The organism is Stutzerimonas stutzeri (assembly GCF_024448985.1).
Classification (GTDB): domain Bacteria; phylum Pseudomonadota; class Gammaproteobacteria; order Pseudomonadales; family Pseudomonadaceae; genus Stutzerimonas; species Stutzerimonas stutzeri_AP.
Genome location: NZ_JAMOII010000004.1, coordinates 184,465 through 200,485 on the forward strand (window position 1 = coordinate 184,465; position 16,021 = coordinate 200,485).

General features: G+C 61.3%; 18 protein-coding genes. 6 read left to right on the top strand and 12 right to left on the bottom strand.

All coding sequences use genetic code 11. The features are described 5' to 3' along the window. The first annotated feature begins 49 nt into the window (after positions 1 to 49). Positions 50 to 1,234 (top strand): NAD(P)/FAD-dependent oxidoreductase, encoded by a 1,185-nt coding sequence (locus tag NA647_RS08095; RefSeq protein WP_256057217.1) that lies wholly within the window; start codon positions 50 to 52, stop codon positions 1,232 to 1,234. A gap of 31 nt (positions 1,235 to 1,265) precedes the next feature. Here NA647_RS08095 and NA647_RS08100 read toward each other — a convergent pair whose 3' ends face one another. The 5 genes from NA647_RS08100 to NA647_RS08120 all read right to left on the bottom strand — a co-directional run bounded on the left by NA647_RS08100 (position 1,266) and on the right by NA647_RS08120 (position 3,887). After that, the gene (locus tag NA647_RS08100) at positions 1,266 to 1,454 is read right to left on the bottom strand and encodes a hypothetical protein (protein ID WP_256057218.1); all 189 of its coding nucleotides are present in this window, start codon (positions 1,452 to 1,454) and stop codon (positions 1,266 to 1,268) included. Positions 1,455 to 1,508: 54 nt separating this feature from the next. After that, positions 1,509 to 1,865, bottom strand: coding sequence for a hypothetical protein (locus NA647_RS08105; protein WP_256057219.1), 357 nt, complete (start codon positions 1,863 to 1,865; stop codon positions 1,509 to 1,511). A gap of 320 nt (positions 1,866 to 2,185) precedes the next feature. Continuing rightward, positions 2,186 to 2,659 carry a hemerythrin domain-containing protein gene (locus tag NA647_RS08110; RefSeq protein ID WP_256057220.1) on the bottom strand — a complete coding sequence of 158 codons (474 nt, stop codon included), beginning with the start codon at positions 2,657 to 2,659 and terminating at the stop codon, positions 2,186 to 2,188. Between the two features lie 126 nt (positions 2,660 to 2,785). Further along, entirely contained in the window at positions 2,786 to 3,064 is a 279-nt protein-coding gene (locus tag NA647_RS08115) for a DUF3509 domain-containing protein (protein WP_197444910.1), read from the bottom strand. A 202-nt stretch (positions 3,065 to 3,266) separates the two neighbouring features. Continuing rightward, on the bottom strand, positions 3,267 to 3,887 hold the full coding sequence (locus NA647_RS08120; protein ID WP_256057221.1) for a class I SAM-dependent methyltransferase: 621 nt from the start codon (positions 3,885 to 3,887) through the stop codon (positions 3,267 to 3,269). Positions 3,888 to 4,122: 235 nt separating this feature from the next. Here NA647_RS08120 and NA647_RS08125 point away from each other — a divergent pair, with 235 nt between their 5' ends. Next, the gene (locus NA647_RS08125) at positions 4,123 to 4,500 is read left to right on the top strand and encodes a response regulator (protein ID WP_256047396.1); all 378 of its coding nucleotides are present in this window, start codon (positions 4,123 to 4,125) and stop codon (positions 4,498 to 4,500) included. 245 nt (positions 4,501 to 4,745) lie between these two features. Here the strand turns inward: NA647_RS08125 and fba are convergent, their stop codons facing one another. The 7 genes from fba to NA647_RS08160 all read right to left on the bottom strand — a co-directional run bounded on the left by fba (position 4,746) and on the right by NA647_RS08160 (position 12,009). After that, a complete protein-coding gene (gene fba / locus NA647_RS08130; RefSeq protein ID WP_256057222.1) occupies positions 4,746 to 5,810 on the bottom strand; it encodes a class II fructose-bisphosphate aldolase in 1,065 nt (354 codons plus the stop codon). 184 nt (positions 5,811 to 5,994) lie between these two features. Continuing rightward, a complete protein-coding gene (locus tag NA647_RS08135) occupies positions 5,995 to 6,327 on the bottom strand; it encodes an MliC family protein (protein WP_256057223.1) in 333 nt (110 codons plus the stop codon). A gap of 27 nt (positions 6,328 to 6,354) precedes the next feature. Continuing rightward, positions 6,355 to 6,549 carry a hypothetical protein gene (locus NA647_RS08140; RefSeq protein ID WP_131649561.1) on the bottom strand — a complete coding sequence of 65 codons (195 nt, stop codon included), beginning with the start codon at positions 6,547 to 6,549 and terminating at the stop codon, positions 6,355 to 6,357. Between the two features lie 91 nt (positions 6,550 to 6,640). Then, complete coding sequence (locus NA647_RS08145; RefSeq protein ID WP_256057224.1) at positions 6,641 to 7,804, bottom strand: phosphoglycerate kinase; 1,164 nt, start codon at positions 7,802 to 7,804, stop codon at positions 6,641 to 6,643. Positions 7,805 to 7,853: 49 nt separating this feature from the next. Continuing rightward, on the bottom strand, positions 7,854 to 8,897 hold the full coding sequence (gene epd, locus NA647_RS08150; protein ID WP_256057225.1) for an erythrose-4-phosphate dehydrogenase: 1,044 nt from the start codon (positions 8,895 to 8,897) through the stop codon (positions 7,854 to 7,856). Positions 8,898 to 8,986: 89 nt separating this feature from the next. Next, positions 8,987 to 10,984: a transketolase gene (tkt, locus tag NA647_RS08155; RefSeq protein WP_256057226.1), complete on the bottom strand. Its 1,998-nt coding sequence runs from the start codon at positions 10,982 to 10,984 to the stop codon at positions 8,987 to 8,989. A 104-nt stretch (positions 10,985 to 11,088) separates the two neighbouring features. Then, on the bottom strand, positions 11,089 to 12,009 hold the full coding sequence (locus tag NA647_RS08160; RefSeq protein WP_272889604.1) for a LysR substrate-binding domain-containing protein: 921 nt from the start codon (positions 12,007 to 12,009) through the stop codon (positions 11,089 to 11,091). A gap of 164 nt (positions 12,010 to 12,173) precedes the next feature. On the opposite strand from NA647_RS08160, the gene NA647_RS08165 reads away from it, so the two are divergent. The 4 genes from NA647_RS08165 (at position 12,174) to metK (ending at position 15,954) form a co-directional block, all read left to right on the top strand. Then, positions 12,174 to 13,070 carry a TauD/TfdA family dioxygenase gene (locus tag NA647_RS08165; RefSeq protein ID WP_256057228.1) on the top strand — a complete coding sequence of 299 codons (897 nt, stop codon included), beginning with the start codon at positions 12,174 to 12,176 and terminating at the stop codon, positions 13,068 to 13,070. Then, positions 13,067 to 13,669 (top strand): LysE family translocator, encoded by a 603-nt coding sequence (locus NA647_RS08170; RefSeq protein ID WP_256057229.1) that lies wholly within the window; start codon positions 13,067 to 13,069, stop codon positions 13,667 to 13,669. Before NA647_RS08165 ends, NA647_RS08170 begins: the two co-directional genes overlap by 4 nt. A 78-nt stretch (positions 13,670 to 13,747) precedes the next feature. Next, complete coding sequence (locus tag NA647_RS08175; RefSeq protein WP_256057230.1) at positions 13,748 to 14,749, top strand: ArsR/SmtB family transcription factor; 1,002 nt, start codon at positions 13,748 to 13,750, stop codon at positions 14,747 to 14,749. Positions 14,750 to 14,763: 14 nt separating this feature from the next. After that, positions 14,764 to 15,954 carry a methionine adenosyltransferase gene (metK, locus tag NA647_RS08180; protein WP_181099580.1) on the top strand — a complete coding sequence of 397 codons (1,191 nt, stop codon included), beginning with the start codon at positions 14,764 to 14,766 and terminating at the stop codon, positions 15,952 to 15,954. Positions 15,955 to 16,021: the final 67 nt, after the last annotated feature.

The following is a 16,021-nucleotide window of genomic DNA, read 5'->3' on the forward strand; positions in this document are numbered from 1 at the left end:
CCGCCCGGCGGCAGGAGTACCATCTCGCGTTTTCGGGTCGAGGTGAGAAGTGTTGCAAACGGACGTGGTGGTAATTGGCGCTGGGGCCGCCGGACTGATGTGCGCTTTCACGGCGGCGGCACGCGGCCGTCGCGTTCTGCTGCTCGACCATGCCAACAAGGCCGGCAAGAAAATTCTCATGTCCGGCGGCGGACGCTGCAATTTCACCAATATGTACACCGAGCCGGCCAACTTCCTCTCCGGCAATCCGCATTTCTGCAAATCCGCTCTGGCGCGTTATACCCAATGGGATTTCATCGAGATGGTCAGCCGTCATGGCGTGCCCTATCACGAGAAGAAACTCGGTCAGCTGTTTTGCGACAACAAGGCCTGCGACATCCTCGACATGCTGCTCGATGAGTGCCTACAAGCGGGCGTCGATCTTCGCCTGAATACGAGCGTGCAGTCGGTCGAACGCAGCGAGGACGGCTATCGGTTGCAAAGCGATGTCGGCGAACTGGCCTGTCAGTCGTTGGTGATCGCGACGGGCGGGCTGTCGATCCCGACTCTCGGGGCCAGCGGTTTCGGTTATCAAATCGCACGTCAGTTCGGCCACAGCGTGTTGCCGACTCGCGCCGGTCTGGTGCCGCTCACCATTACCGAACCGCAGCTCAAGGGAATGTGCGAAGCCCTATCGGGCACCTCGGTCGAGGATTGCCTGGTCAGCTGCAACGGCCAGAGTTTCAAGGAAAACATCCTGTTCACCCATCGCGGGCTTTCCGGGCCGGCGATTCTGCAGATTTCCTCGTATTGGCAGCCGGGCGATGTCATCGAAATCAACCTATTGCCGCACCTGAACCTCGTCGACTGGCTGGACGAACAGCGCCGTGAACGCCCGAATACCGAGTTGAAAACGCTGCTCGGCGAGCTGTTCACACGCAAGATGGCGGGGCTGCTGGCCGAGCATTGGTTCATCTCCAGGCCGCTGAAGCAGTACAGCCCGACTGAACTCGAAGACGTGGCAGAAAAGCTGGGCAACTGGCAACTGGTCCCGGCTGGCACCGAAGGCTATCGCACCGCGGAGGTGACATTGGGTGGCGTCGACACGCGCGAGGTGTCGTCGAAGACCATGGAGTCGCAGAAGGCACCGGGCCTGTACTTCGTGGGCGAAGTGCTGGATGTCACCGGCCATCTCGGCGGTTTCAATTTCCAATGGGCCTGGGCATCCGGCTACGCGGCGGCCCAGTACGTGTAGCGGCTCGCTCAGCCGCAGCGTACGAGCCCTGTCATTCATTGGCCATGTTCGAAGGTGGCGAAAGCTCGCGCGGCCCGGCCGGGTCGGTGGCGGTGTTCTGGTATTCCTGTTGATTTTCGCTGGTGTTATCCATCGCCGACGGCTCTTCGTCCGGCGAGCAGGCACTCAGCATCAGCGCAACAGGTAGCGCAGCGGCGACGGCGATATATTTCGACTTCATCCAAACCTCCATGAGCGCCTCGCCAGGCTTGCGAGGCGCCATTGAATTTAAAACTTACTGGGACGCACCCGTACCGGTGCCGGTGGGATTGGGCGCGGTGCCGGCACCCGACTCGGTGCCCATGCCGCTGCCGTTGTCGGCCGGGGCGGTGTTCATCCCATCCGAATTACCCGTTCCGGTGGTAATGCCGGTTCCAGTGCCGGTTTCCGCACCTGCGCCCGTACCGGTTCCGGTAGTACCCGCCCCTGCACCCGTCCCAGCGCCAGTGCCGGTCGCCGGCGGTGTAGTGGCCGGTGCCGCAGGCTGCTCGGTTGCAGGCGGCGGGGTTTGTTCGCGTTCACGATCCTCATCCGGGCCGCAGCCGACCAGCAGCAGACCTAGGATAGGGGCAGACAAGTAAGCAAGACGCATGGATAACCCTCCAGAAAGATGAAAGCCGACTAACAAGCCGGAGATAGGACAAATCAATCCTTCTGAAATTGACCTTTCACAAGGGGGAGAGTGCCCACGCTACGCCACAGACCGGGTGTCAACCGCTCAACGGTATCGGTCATGCCATGCAAATCCAGCGCGCTGGCGCATAAAACGGAGGCTCTGATCGATCCCAGCCGATGCTCTGCGGCCGGCCGGACTCGCTATCGAGCCGATACGTCAACCGGCGCGACAGTTGCCTGCGCGCCGGTTGGCTGTGAACAATGTGCCGAGGCGTTGCGCCCCCGGTACGAAATGCATCAAGCCGCTTTGCTTGAAACGAATTCCTTCTTTAGGCGGTCTCTGAGTTCGCTCATTTGCTCACCCATCTCTTCCAGCCTGGCCTCGTCGAACAGCTCGCGCGCCTGGGGAAACATTTCCGATTCCTCTTCCTCAATGTGATGCTCGAGCAACTCCTTGCACACTTTGGCGCGGCCGGAAAACTCGACGCTCCCCGGATCGGTCACCTTGAGATCAGGCAGCACGAGGGAATCCACCGCACGATGCTCCTCCTTGGCCTCGTAATACATTTTCAGCTCTTCCTTACCACCCGCCTCCTTATAGGCCGGGTAGAGAATCTGCTCTTCGAGCTGGGTATGAATGGTTACTTCCATCTCTAGTTTTTGCAGCAGATCGGCACGAGTCTTGACGGCGCGCTCCGTGCTCTCAGTCAGGCGCGTCAGGATGTCCTTCACTCGTTCGTGATCTTCGATCAACAGGTCAATGGCATTCATGTGGGCTTCCTCATCACTTCATCGGCTTGCTGCACCCGGACTCTTCTGGCCCGGTAGTTCGCCTGCGCCAGGTCGCGCAGTGCTCATCGATCAGTGGGCCCCGCAGCACAGGGCCCAACGATCGGTTCAGGCATAGTCGTAGGTCGGCAGCCCTGTGCGGCTCTGACTTTGCAAACGGGCGATGGCAGGCGACATGCCAGCCTCCAGCGCCAGATCGCGGCGGATCGAGCTGATGACCCATTCCAGCTGAATATTAGTCTGGGTCTGACCCTTGGAAAGGGCGCGCTTGATGATGTCCCGATCATCATTACGCAGCGTCAATAAAAGCCCCCCATCCGGACGAGGGGTGGTGAGTACTTCGAACTCGGGAAACGCGGCAGAGAGAGTTTTTTCAGCGGCGATCATTATTGTGTACTCCGGTTATGGTCCAGCTTCCTTAACTAGAGCAGCGTTCGTGCCAACCCGAGAGATCAACGAAACCCGCTAAATTCAGTGACTTGCGTCACATAATAGCGTTTTGTATGCATGCAAAACGCATGAAACCAAGCTTCACGACATGCATTCTGCTTTGCAGATGAACAACCTCCGCCTGCCGCTGTCTGCCACGTCAGCCCTTGCGCCAGACGCTGGCAAGCCATGGCTGCCGTTCACGTGGCAAGCCCGCTGGCCGGTAATAATGCTCAAGTTCGGTAAAGCCGGCCGACTGCAGTAATGCACGCCAGGTTGGCCAGTCATACCGGGTGCCGTAACGCGCACCGCTCCAGCCCTCCTGATTGTTGCCGCGCGGATTGGAGCTGAACAGCACGCCACCGCCGCGAAGCGCAGCATGCAACTTCAGCAGAACCGCGCCGATTTCACGGCTGGGAAGATGAAACAGCACCGCATTGGCAAATATGCCGTCGAACGCTTCGGCGGGCAGGTCCAGCTGCAGGAAGTCCTGGTGCAGCACCTCGCAACCGCTGTCGGCCCGCGCCATGGACACGAAGGGTTCGGCGCCATCCAGCCCGACGGCGATATGGCCGAGGGATGTGAATGTCTTGAGGTCTCGCCCGGGGCCACAACCCAGGTCGAGAATGCGAAAAGGCGGTTCGCCGCGGATGTTTCGCAACAATGCTTCGATATTCTGGCTGACATCATGGTCGCGTGTGCCCTCGCGAAACGCCTCGGCATTGGCGCGATAGTCATCCAGCGTGCGTTCAGCGACGGTACGGGGATCTTCATTGGTCATGGTGGATTCCAAAAGTTACTGACTTGAGCCATGGTCTTCTGATAGAGGTTCGTACCATAGTCCAGTACCCTGCTGGGCAGGCACCGACGGGGCACTCGATCGGATCAGCCGATTGCAGCGCACTCATGAACTTGGGAAGCGCCGTCGTGCTCCAAGTGCTCGTCCCGCGCCGGAACCATCACTGGCCTGACACACAGTACGTTCACAAGCTATTGCACAAGAATCGAGAATCCCGATGAGCCAAGCACCCGCCAAAGTTGTCCTGCTCGTTGAGGACGAACCCCACATTCTCGGCCTGTTGTCTGACTATCTAGCAGGGGAAGGCTACAAGGTTCTGGAGGCGGCGGATTCAGCCCGAGCTTTCGAAATTTTGGCAACCAAGCCGCGACTGGACCTGCTGGTAACCGATTTCAGACTGCCCGGTGGTGTTTCAGGCGTGATGATCGCGGAGCCGGCAATCAAGTTGCGGCCCGATCTGAAAGTCATCTTCATCAGCGGTTATCCGATCGAGATCCACGAATCCGGAAGCCCCATCGCCCGCTCCGCTCCGATCATCGCAAAGCCCTTCTCGCTCGATAATCTGCACAGCCAGATTCAGCAACTATTGGACTAAGAGTTCTCATCTAACGCTCAGCGTAGCCGGTGTCTGAGCCGTATCTCAAAGACCAAGTGCGCCTGGTAATACCGCAGGCAAAAGCTTCGCTCCGAGGGCGGGCCTCCCGCAAAAGCCCATAAGAGGCGCGCCCCGCGACAATTGCCCCGGCCGGCACAACGCTTAAAAAACAAAACCCCGCCAAGGGGGGGGGGTTGTTATTTCGAGCCCACTTCAAGCGGGCCCTTGTTCAGTCGTCAGCCGACTCAGTTGACCTTGGGGTCCAGCTCGCCGGAGGCATAACGCTGGAACATGCCTTCCAGGGAGATCGGCTTGATCTTGCTGGCATTGCCGGCGGTGCCGAAGGCTTCATAGCGGGCGATGCAGATGTCACGCATGGCTGTAACGGTCTTGGCCAGGTATTTGCGCGGATCGAACTCGGCGGGGTTCTTCGCCATGAACTCGCGGATCGCGCCAGTGGAGGCCAAGCGCAGGTCGGTGTCGATGTTGACCTTGCGTACGCCGTACTTGATGCCCTCGACGATTTCCTCGACCGGCACGCCGTAGGTTTCCTTGATGTCGCCACCGTACTCGTTGATGATTTTCAGCCACTCCTGCGGGACCGAGGAGGAGCCGTGCATCACCAGGTGCGTATCGGGAATGCGCTGGTGGATTTCCTTGATGCGCTGGATCGACAGGGTGTCGCCGGTCGGCGGCTTGGTGAACTTGTAGGCGCCGTGGCTGGTGCCGATGGCGATGGCCAGGGCGTCCACCTTGGTCTTCTTCACGAAGTCGGCGGCTTCTTCCGGATCGGTCAGCAGCTGGCTGTGATCCAGCGTGCCTTCGGCGCCGACACCGTCTTCTTCACCAGCCATGCCAGTTTCCAGGCTACCCAGGCAGCCCAGTTCGCCTTCCACCGAGACGCCGCAGGCGTGGGAGAAAGCGACCGTTTGCTGGGTGACGCGCACGTTGTATTCATAATCGGACGGCGTCTTGCCATCTTCACGCAGCGAGCCGTCCATCATCACCGAGGAAAAGCCCAGCTGGATCGAACGCTGGCAGATATCCGGGCTGGTGCCATGGTCCTGGTGCATGCACACCGGGATATGCGGGAATTCTTCGATTGCCGCCAGAATCAAGTGGCGCAGGAAGGGGGCGCCGGCGTATTTGCGGGCGCCGGCAGAGGCTTGGACGATCACCGGGGAGTCGGTCTTGTCGGCCGCTTCCATGATGGCTCGCATCTGCTCAAGGTTGTTCACGTTGAAGGCCGGCACGCCGTAGCCGAACTCGGCGGCGTGGTCGAGCATCTGGCGCATGCTGATGAGTGCCATGTTTTCCTTTCTCCCGGTTTGGGTCGTTTATTCGTGTAAAAGCCTGCCGCAGGGGCTGGCGCTGTTCAAGCACCGCGCGGTAAGGCGCGGCATTGTAGTGGCGGACGGCTCAAAAACCATCAGTTCTGGCGAAACGCCGCAAATCGCTCCATGCCGACCCGCTGCGTAGGGGCGTCTCGGCATCTCAAATGGTGATCAGCGAAGCGCTGCAGCCATGGGCCAGCAGCTTGTCGTCGGCGGTCCGAAAGACCAACGCCTGGTTGCCTTTGTCGTGGAAAGCCACCACACCGTCGCTATAGAAAGCACCATGAGTGGCAGGTTCCTTGCGCAGCCGGTGAACCTGCTCGCTATCACCGATCTTCAGCTCCACCGTTTGGCGACTGTCATCGGCGTAGCGCCAGGCGATGTTCTGTTGGCTCTGGCATTTCCAGCGAACGAAGGGTGCGTCGGGGCCGGATTGCCAGTGACCGCAACCGCTGAGCAGCAGTGCGGCAAACGGGATGTACAGGCCTTTCATCGCTTCTCCTTGCTTGGCTGCGTCGGCTCAGGGGCAATCCTGAACGTCCGCAGCGGTTCCAGCGGTTGGATCGCCGGTGCTTTGCATCTGCACCCGTTGATCATTCTGTGCAGTGGGGCTTTCGATTGGTGGCGGGTCGATCACTTCGCAAAGCGAATCCGGCGCGCCACCGGCACAACCGGCCAGGCCAAGACAGCAAACAGCTAGAGCGGCATAACGCATGGTAAGTCTCCATTCCGTGCTCAGACAAAACAGAGACCTCACCAAACCCCAGGGGTTGCCTTGACGCTTCGCTTGTTGTGCTGGTCTACCGTTACTGCGCCGCGCGCTGCTCGAGCATTTCCACCGCAGGAAGCACCTTGCCCTCGACGAATTCGAGGAAGGCGCCGCCACCGGTGGAAATGTAGGAAATCTTCTCGCTCACACCATACTTGTCGATGGCCGCCAGGGTGTCACCGCCGCCGGCAATGGAGAACGCCGGGCTTTCGGCAATCGCCTGCGCCAGCACCTTGGTGCCGTTGCCGAACTGATCGAACTCGAACACGCCGACCGGACCGTTCCAGAGGATGGTTTTCGAGGATTTGAGTAGCTCGGCGAAGTTGGTAGCAGTCTGCGGGCCGATGTCGAGAATCATGTCGTCGTCGGCCACCTCGGCGATGGACTTGACCGTCGCTTCGGCATCCTCGGCGAAGGCCTTGGCCACCACCACGTCCACCGGCAGCGGCACACTGACCTTGGCCGCGATGGCCTTGGCGGTGTCGACCAGATCGGCCTCATACAGCGACTTGCCCACCGGGAAGCCGGCAGCGGCGAGGAACGTATTGGCGATGCCGCCGCCGACAATCAGCTGATCGCAGACCTGACTCAGACTGTTCAGCACGTCCAGTTTGGTCGATACCTTGGAACCGGCGACGATCGCGGCCATCGGCTTGGCCGGGCTCTTCAGCGCCTTGCCCAGCGCATCCAGCTCGGCGGCCAGCAGCGGGCCGGCACAGGCGACTTGGGCGAACTTGGCCACGCCATGGGTCGAACCCTGGGCGCGGTGGGCGGTGCCGAAGGCGTCCATGACGAAGACGTCGCACAGCGCGGCATATTTCTGCGCCAGCTCGTCGGTGTTCTTCTTCTCGCCCTTGTTGAAGCGCACGTTCTCCAGCAGCACCAGCTCACCGGCTTTCACCTCGACGCCGTCGAGATAGTCGCGGACCAGCGGGACGTCGCGGTTCAGCGCCTTGGAGAGATAGTCGGCCACAGGCTTGAGGCTGTCTTCCTCGCTGAACACGCCCTCTTCCGGACGGCCCAGGTGCGAGCAGACCAGCACCGCCGCGCCTTTTTCCAGCGCCAGCTTGATGGTCGGCAGCGCAGCTAGGATGCGCGCATCGCTCTTTACCGTGCCATCCTTCACCGGCACGTTGAGATCCTCGCGAATCAGCACGCGCTTACCCTGGAGGTCGAGGTCGGTCATCTTCAAAACGGTCATCTGATCTTCCTTAAAATTCATGAACGGCGAGTCTTCAAGCAGTGCGGCTTCAGGCGCGATGAGCGACCTGCAGATAATGTTCGGCCACTTCGAGCATGCGATTGGCGAACCCCCACTCGTTGTCGAACCAGGCCAGCAGATTCACCAGCCGCGGCCCGGACGCCCGCGTCAGGCTGCCATCGACGATCGCCGAATGCGGAACGTGGTTGAAATCGCAGCTGGCGTGGGGCAGCTCGGTGTACGCCAGCAATCCCTTCAGCGGACCGGATTCAGCGGCTTCGCGCAGCACCCGGTTGATCGCCTCGGCATTGGTATCGCGTGATGTTTGCAGGGTGATATCCAGGCAGGACACGTTCACCGTCGGCACGCGCACGGCTTTGGCCTGAATCCGCCCCGAGAGTTCCGGCAGTAACCGTTCGATTCCCTTGGCCAATCCGGTGGAGACCGGAATCACCGACTGGAAGGCCGAACGGGTGCGGCGCAGGTCTTCGTGATGATAGGCGTCGATCACCGGCTGATCGTTCATCGCCGAGTGAATGGTGGTGATGGAGGCGTACTCGATGCCCACCGCGTCGTTGAGCAGTTTCAGCAACGGCACGCCGCAGTTGGTGGTGCAGGAAGCATTGGACACCAGCGTCTCGGCACCGCTGAGCTGTTCATGGTTGATGCCCATCACCACGGTGGCGTCGACATCGGCAGCGCTGGCCATCGGCTGGGAGAACAGCACGCACGGCGCACCGGCATCGAGGAAACGCGCGCCAGCGGCACGGGTGTTGTAGGCGCCCGAGCATTCCAGCACCAGATCCACGTCCAGCGCACGCCAGTCGATGGCTTCAGGTGTGGACTCGCGCAGCACCTTCACGCAATCGCCATTGATGTGCAGGCAATCGCCCTCCACGCTCACCTCGCCGGGAAAGCGTCCGTGGGTGGAGTCGAAGCGGGTCAGGTACTCCAGGCTGGGCATATCGGCCAGATCGTTGAGCGCGACGATCTGGAAATCGAATGCGGCATCGCGCTCGTAGAACGCACGTAGCACGCAGCGGCCGATGCGGCCGTAGCCGTTCAACGCAACACGATAGGCTCGATTGGGCATAGCCTTGGAAGCTGGAAGCTGGAAGCTGGAAGCTGGAAGCAAGAGCAGGTATGCCTTTACTTCCAGCTTCCAGCTTCAGGCTTCCGGCTTTAGTCCTCCAACAATTCTTCAGCGACCGCGAGAATGTTATCGACCGTAAAACCGAATTCCTCGAACAGTTGGCCGGCCGGAGCCGATTCGCCGTAAGTGGTCATACCGATGATCTGCCCTTCGAGGCCGACGTACTTGTACCAGTAGTCCGCATGCGCCGCTTCGATGGCGATGCGCGCGCCAACTTCCACCGGCAACACCTGCTGCTTGTAGGCAGCATCCTGGGCGTCGAACACGCTGGTGCAGGGCATGGAAACCACGCGTACCTGACGACCCTGCGCAGCCAGCTTGTCGGCAGCTTCCACCGCCAGACTCACTTCCGAACCGGTGGCGATCAGGATCAGCTCCGGCTCGCCCGCACAGTTCTTCAGGATGTAGCCACCGCGGGCGATGGCCGTCTCGGTCTCGTTGTCACGCACATGGAACGGCAGGTTCTGGCGCGAGAAGATCAGCGCGCTCGGGCCGTCCTTGCGCTCGACGGCATGCTTCCAGGCCACCGCCGATTCGACGGTATCGGCCGGACGCCAGGTGTCCAGGTTCGGCGTGGTGCGCAGGCTGGTCAGCTGCTCGATCGGCTGATGGGTCGGGCCGTCTTCGCCGAGGCCGATGGAGTCGTGGGTGAAGACGTAGATCACCCGCTGCTTCATCAGCGCCGACATGCGCACCGCGTTGCGCGCGTACTCCATGAACATCAAGAAGGTCGCGCCGTAGGGGATCAAGCCGCCGTGCAGGGCGACGCCGTTCATGATCGCGGCCATGCCGAACTCGCGCACGCCGTAGTACATGTAGTTGCCCGAGGCGTCTTCGGCGACCACCGGTTTGCAGCCCTTCCACAGGGTCAGGTTGGAGCCGGCCAGGTCTGCCGAACCGCCGAGCAGTTCCGGCAGCAGCGGGCCGAAGGCGTTCAGGCAGTTCTGGCTGGCCTTGCGGCTGGCGATGGTCTCGCCCTTGGTGGCGACTTCACGGATGAACTCGCTGGCCTTCTCGGCGAAGTCAGCGGGCAGTTCGCCGGCCATGCGCCGCTTGAATTCAGCAGCCAGCGCCGGGAATTCGGTTTCGTAGGCGGCGAAGCGCTTGTTCCATTCGTTTTCGGCGTCGGCGCCCTTCTGCTTGGCATCCCACTCGGCGTAGATCTCGGCGGGAATTTCGAACGGGCCATGCTTCCAGCCCAGCGCCTCGCGGGTCAGCGCGATCTCGGCATCGCCAAGCGCGGCGCCGTGGGATTCTTCCTTGCCCTGCTTGTTGGGCGAACCGAAGCCGATGATGGTCTTGCAGCAGATAAGGGTCGGACGGTCGCTCTTACGTGCAGTCTCGATGGCCATCTGGATTTCGTCGGCGTCGTGGCCGTCGACATTGCGGATCACCTGCCAGCCATAGGCCTCGAAGCGACGCGGGGTGTCGTCGGTGAACCAGCCATGCACTTCGCCATCGATGGAGATGCCGTTGTCGTCATAGAAGGCGGTGAGCTTGTTCAGCCCCAGGGTGCCGGCCAGCGAGCAGACTTCGTGGGAAATGCCTTCCATCAGGCAGCCATCGCCGAGGAACACGTAGGTGTTGTGGTCGACGATCTCATGGCCGGGCTGGTTGAACTGCGCCGCCATGACCTTCTCCGCCAGGGCGAAGCCCACGGCGTTGGCCAAGCCCTGACCCAGCGGGCCGGTGGTGGTCTCGACGCCAGCGGTGTAGCCGAATTCGGGATGACCAGGCGTCTTGCTGTGCAGCTGGCGGAAGTTCTTCAGGTCATCGATGGACAGGTCGTAGCCGGTCAGGTGCAGTAGCGAATAGATCAGCATCGAACCGTGGCCGTTGGACAGCACGAAGCGGTCACGATCGGCCCACAAAGGGTTGGTCGGGCTGTGTTTCAGGTGGTCACGCCAGAGCACTTCGGCGATGTCCGCCATGCCCATTGGGGCACCGGGATGGCCGCTGTTGGCTTTCTGCACGGCATCCATGCTGAGTGCACGAATGGCATTGGCTCGCTCACGACGGCTGGGCATCGCTGAATCTCCTGCGGGGGTAATACGTGAAAAAGGCCGCCATTTTCCCCTTTCATGAGATGGGGGGCAATGACTGATACAGCCTGGCGATCCACTGCCCGGTTCTAGTCGAGCAGACTGACACCGCAACTACCGGCATTCGGCAGATGCTGCAGCAGGTAATCCTTCATTCGCGTGAGCGTTTCCGGGGTTTCGCCGGTTGCCGGCCAGACCAGGTAGTAACTATCGCCGGAGCGCACGGCCTGCTCGAACGGCAGCGCCAACGTGCCCTTGTGCAGCTCCGCACCGACCAGGGCGAGATCGCCGATGGAGACGCCATGCCCCTGCGCCGCGGCGGAGATGCCCAGTTCCAGCGTGTCGAACAGCTTGCCCTGCTGCCACGCGATCACATCGATCAACCCGACCCGCTGCAACCAGCGCCGCCAGTCGCGGCAGTCGCGCGAGGGATGGATCAACTCGGCCGACGCCAGCTGGGACGCGGTCCAGCATCCGTCACCGAGGATGTCCGGTGAACACACGGGCACCAGCCATTCATCGAACAGCTTCACGCGGTTCCAGTCAGCCGGGAAACCGCCGTGTCCGAGCAGAATCGCGCAATCGAACGGCTCGTTATGAAAATCCACCGCATCCAGGTCCATCCAGGCGCTGGTGAGCTGTACCTGATTCTGCGGATGGGCTAACTGGAACGTTTCCAGCGCGCCCAGCAACCAGCGCATGGTGAGCGTCGAGGGCGCCTTCAGCCTGAGCGCGTTCTGCTGTCGATTGACCGCGATGCAGGCGTTTTCGATGGTGCGAAAGCCCACCTTGAGCTCCTGCGCCAGCATCCGCCCCGTGTCGGTCAGCGCCAGCTTGGAGCCGCGCCGATCGAAGAGCTGACAACCGAGATTCTCTTCGAGTGCCTTCACGTGCCGGCTGACCGCGCTCTGCGTGATGCACAGGCTTTCAGCCGCCTGGGTGAACGAGCCGAATCGCGCCGCCACTTCGAAAGCTCGCAGCGCATACAGGGGAGGCATCCGCGCTGTCATGCCGCCCCGCTCCGGCATGAGTAAAACTCATGGCATCCGGCCCTTTTTTCCATTTTTCAACCCTCCGAACCCCACCAATACTGCGCCAGCAGCCGAGCCAACAGCGCGATGGCATCGACTCACAAGCGTGGCGTATGCCGTAGAAAACTGCAGGGAAGAATGACATGTCCAATCGCAACTTTGACCTACTTTTGTCTGCCGCCATCAGTAACGGGGGACTGGGCCAGGAGCAGATTGCGCAGATCCTCGATTTCAAGATGTTCGGTAATCCGAAGGGTTTTCTACGGCTGCAAGGCATGGAGATAGGCGATATCCCGCCGACACCTCAATCCCGCGCCGACGTGTGCAAGCCGGATGAGCGCAGCGAAAAGCTGCTGCTGCAAGCCACCGCCCTGCTGGGTGACCCGATCGGCTACGTGCAGGAGTCCGGCGGCTGCATCGTCAATAACCTCTTCCCTCAGCCGACACAATCGCGCGCCGCCAGCTCGGACAGCTTCGATACCGAACTCGACCTGCATACCGAAAACGCCTTCCATGCAATCCAGCCGGACTATCTCTTGCTGCTCTGTCTGCGTCAGGATCCAGAGGCGCAAGCCATTACCTACATCGCTTCGGTCGATCGCATTCTCGAGCACCTGAGCTACGAACAGCAGGCGTTCTTTCTCAACGAGCCCTACAACTTCTTTTCCGATTACGGCCCAACCGAGAAGAACCAACGCATCGACATCAACAAACATCAGACCGTGCTGTACGGCGACCCCGATGCGCCTTTCTTTCGCTTCGATCCGCAGTTCATGGTGGCCTGCAGCGACCGCGCGCAGCACTCACTCGATGCGTTGCGCCGCATCGCCTGGAATATCGTCGAGCCGGTAAGACTGGCTCGCGGCGACCTGTTGATCATCGACAATCGCCGCACCGCGCACGCGCGCAGCCCCTTTCCTGCCCGCTTCGATGGCAGCGACCGCTGGATGCAGCGCACCTTCGCCAGCTGCAACCTGGCTTTCTACACCGAAAAACTGGGTCGGCAATCGCGCATCTTCGAACTGGTGACTGAGCTATGAGCGCCACATACCTGGCCTTTGCCGCCGCGGTCACCTTGCTGATCGCGTCCCCAGGACCTGTGGTCGCGCTGGTCATCGCCGATGCGCGGCGCAGCTGGCCGGCCTGGACCATTCTCGGCGGCGTGCTCTCCGCACAGCTACTGTTGATCGCGGCACTGGTGCTGATCTACCTGGCGCTCGATCTGAAGCCGGTCATTCTCGAATGGGGCCAGGTGCTCGGGGGCCTCTATCTGATCTGGCTCGGCGCGGATGGCCTGTGTGGCGGCGATGACGAAAAACCGAAGCCGACACGACCACACGCACATTACTTCTGGCGTGCAATGGCGGTAGGACTGTCGAACCCCAAGGACATCCTGTTCTTTCTCGCGTTTCTGCCGGGGTTCATTCTTCCCGCGCAGCCCTTCGCGCCACAGGCGGTGGCACTGATCGCCATTTGGGCGCTGGTCGATGTGTCCATCCTGATCGCCTACAGCCTGGTATCGCGCCGCCTGGCCAGCCACGAACGCCTGCAACGAGCACTCTACCTGCTCCCGAGTGTCTTCCTGCTCGGCCTCGGGCTGGTGTCCTGCGCAATGGGTATCAACAGCCTGGTGAATTGAAACCCGGCCGGTCCAATATCAAAACTTTTTGATATTGCCATTGCTGGACGAAAAACGACCGACTAGACTGCGCGACTTATGAGCCTGCGCATTCCCCGGATTTCCTTCGACGACAATGATCAGCTCGCCGCCCTGTGCAAGGCCGGCGGCGATTCGCTGCGTCTGAATGTATTGCGGGCGCTGGCCAACGATTCGTTCGGCGTACTCGAGTTGGCGCAGATCTTCGCCACCGGCCAGTCCGGCATTAGCCACCATCTAAAGGTGCTGGCCCAGGCTGGCCTCCTGGCGACACGACGCGAAGGCAACGCCATTTTCTATCGTCGCAGCCTGCCCCAGGGCGAATCCCTCGGCGGCAAGCTGCATGCAGCCCTGCTGGAGGAAGTCGATCAACTGATATTGCCAATCGACGTCGAGGCTCGGATCAGCGCGGTGCATGCTCAGCGCAGCGCCGCCAGCGAGGACTTTTTCGCGCGCATGGCGGGTAGTTTCCAGTCACGCCAGGATTTGATCGCCGGGCTGCCGCAGTACCGCGATAGCGTAGTGGCGCTGCTCGATGCACTGAATTTCGCACCGACTGCGACGGCGCTGGAAATCGGCCCCGGCGATGGCAGCTTTCTACCGGAGCTCGCCGCTCGCTTCGCGCAGGTAGTCGCTGTCGACAACAGTCCGGCGATGCTCGAGCTGGCACGCACACGCTGCAAAGAAGAGGCGCTAGACAACGTCGAATTGAAACTCGCAGATGCTTTACAGGACGAATGCCCATCGGCCGACTGCGTCGTTTTGAACATGGTTCTGCATCACCTGGCCGCGCCGGGTGATGCGCTCAAGCAACTGGCGCGACTGGTGAACCCGGGCGGTAGCCTGCTGCTCACCGAGTTGTGCAGCCACAACCAGAGTTGGGCCAGGGAGGCCTGCGGCGATCTGTGGTTGGGTTTCGAACAGGACGATCTGGCCCGTTGGGCCGATGCCGCGGGGCTCACGCCCGGCGAGAGCCTCTACATTGGCTTGAAGAACGGTTTTCAGATCCAGGCCCGGTACTTTTCCCGGCCCGCCACTGACAGCCGACTCACCCACCGGTAATTAGGAACCGATAGATGAGCGAATATTCGATTTTCACCTCCGAGTCCGTGTCCGAAGGGCACCCGGACAAGATCGCCGACCAGATCTCCGATGCGGTGCTGGACGCCATCATCGCCGAGGACAAACACGCCCGTGTGGCCTGTGAAACCCTGGTCAAGACCGGCGTCGCAATCGTCGCCGGCGAAGTCACTACCAGCGCCTGGGTCGATCTGGAGCAACTGGTGCGCGACGTCATCATCGACATCGGCTACAACAGCTCGGAAGTCGGCTTCGACGGCGCCACCTGCGGCATCATCAATATCATCGGCAAGCAGTCCGTGGACATCGCCCAGGGCGTCGACCGCAGCAAGCCTGAAGACCAGGGCGCCGGCGACCAGGGCCTGATGTTCGGCTACGCCAGCAACGAAACCGATGTGCTGATGCCGGCCCCGATCCGCTTCTCCCATGCGCTGGTAGAGCGCCAGGCCGAAGCGCGTAAGAACGGCCTGCTGCCGTGGCTGCGCCCAGACGCCAAGAGCCAGGTCACCTGCCGCTACGAAGGCGGCAAGGTGGTCGGTATCGACGCCATCGTGCTTTCGACCCAGCACAACCCAGAGGTCAAGCATTCCGACCTCAAGGAAGCGGTGATGGAGTTGATCGTCAAGCACGTCATCCCGGCCGAATTGCTGCACAAGGACACGCAGTTCCACATCAACCCGACTGGCCAGTTCATCATCGGCGGCCCGGTAGGTGATTGCGGCCTGACCGGACGCAAGATCATCGTCGACACCTACGGCGGCATGGCCCGTCACGGCGGCGGTGCCTTCTCCGGCAAGGACCCGTCCAAGGTCGACCGCTCGGCTGCCTACGCTGGCCGTTACGTAGCGAAGAACATCGTCGCTGCCGGCCTGGCCGAGCGTTGCGAAATCCAGGTGTCCTATGCCATCGGCGTCGCGCAGCCGACTTCGATCTCGATCAATACCTTCGGCACTGGCAAGCTCAGCGATGAGCGGATCGTCGCCCTGGTGCGCGAGCATTTCGATCTGCGACCGTACGCGATCACCACCATGCTCGACCTGCTGCATCCGATGTACAAAGCCACCGCGGCCTACGGCCACTTCGGTCGCGATCCTTATGAAATGACGGTCGGTGGCGACACCTTCACCGCCTTCACGTGGGAAAAGACCGACAAGGCCGACGCACTGCGCGCGGCTGCCGGGCTGTAAAAACGCAGCGGCAAGCTTTAAGCGTCAAAGAAAGCCCCGCCAGCTCTGTGCTGTGCGGGGCTTTTCT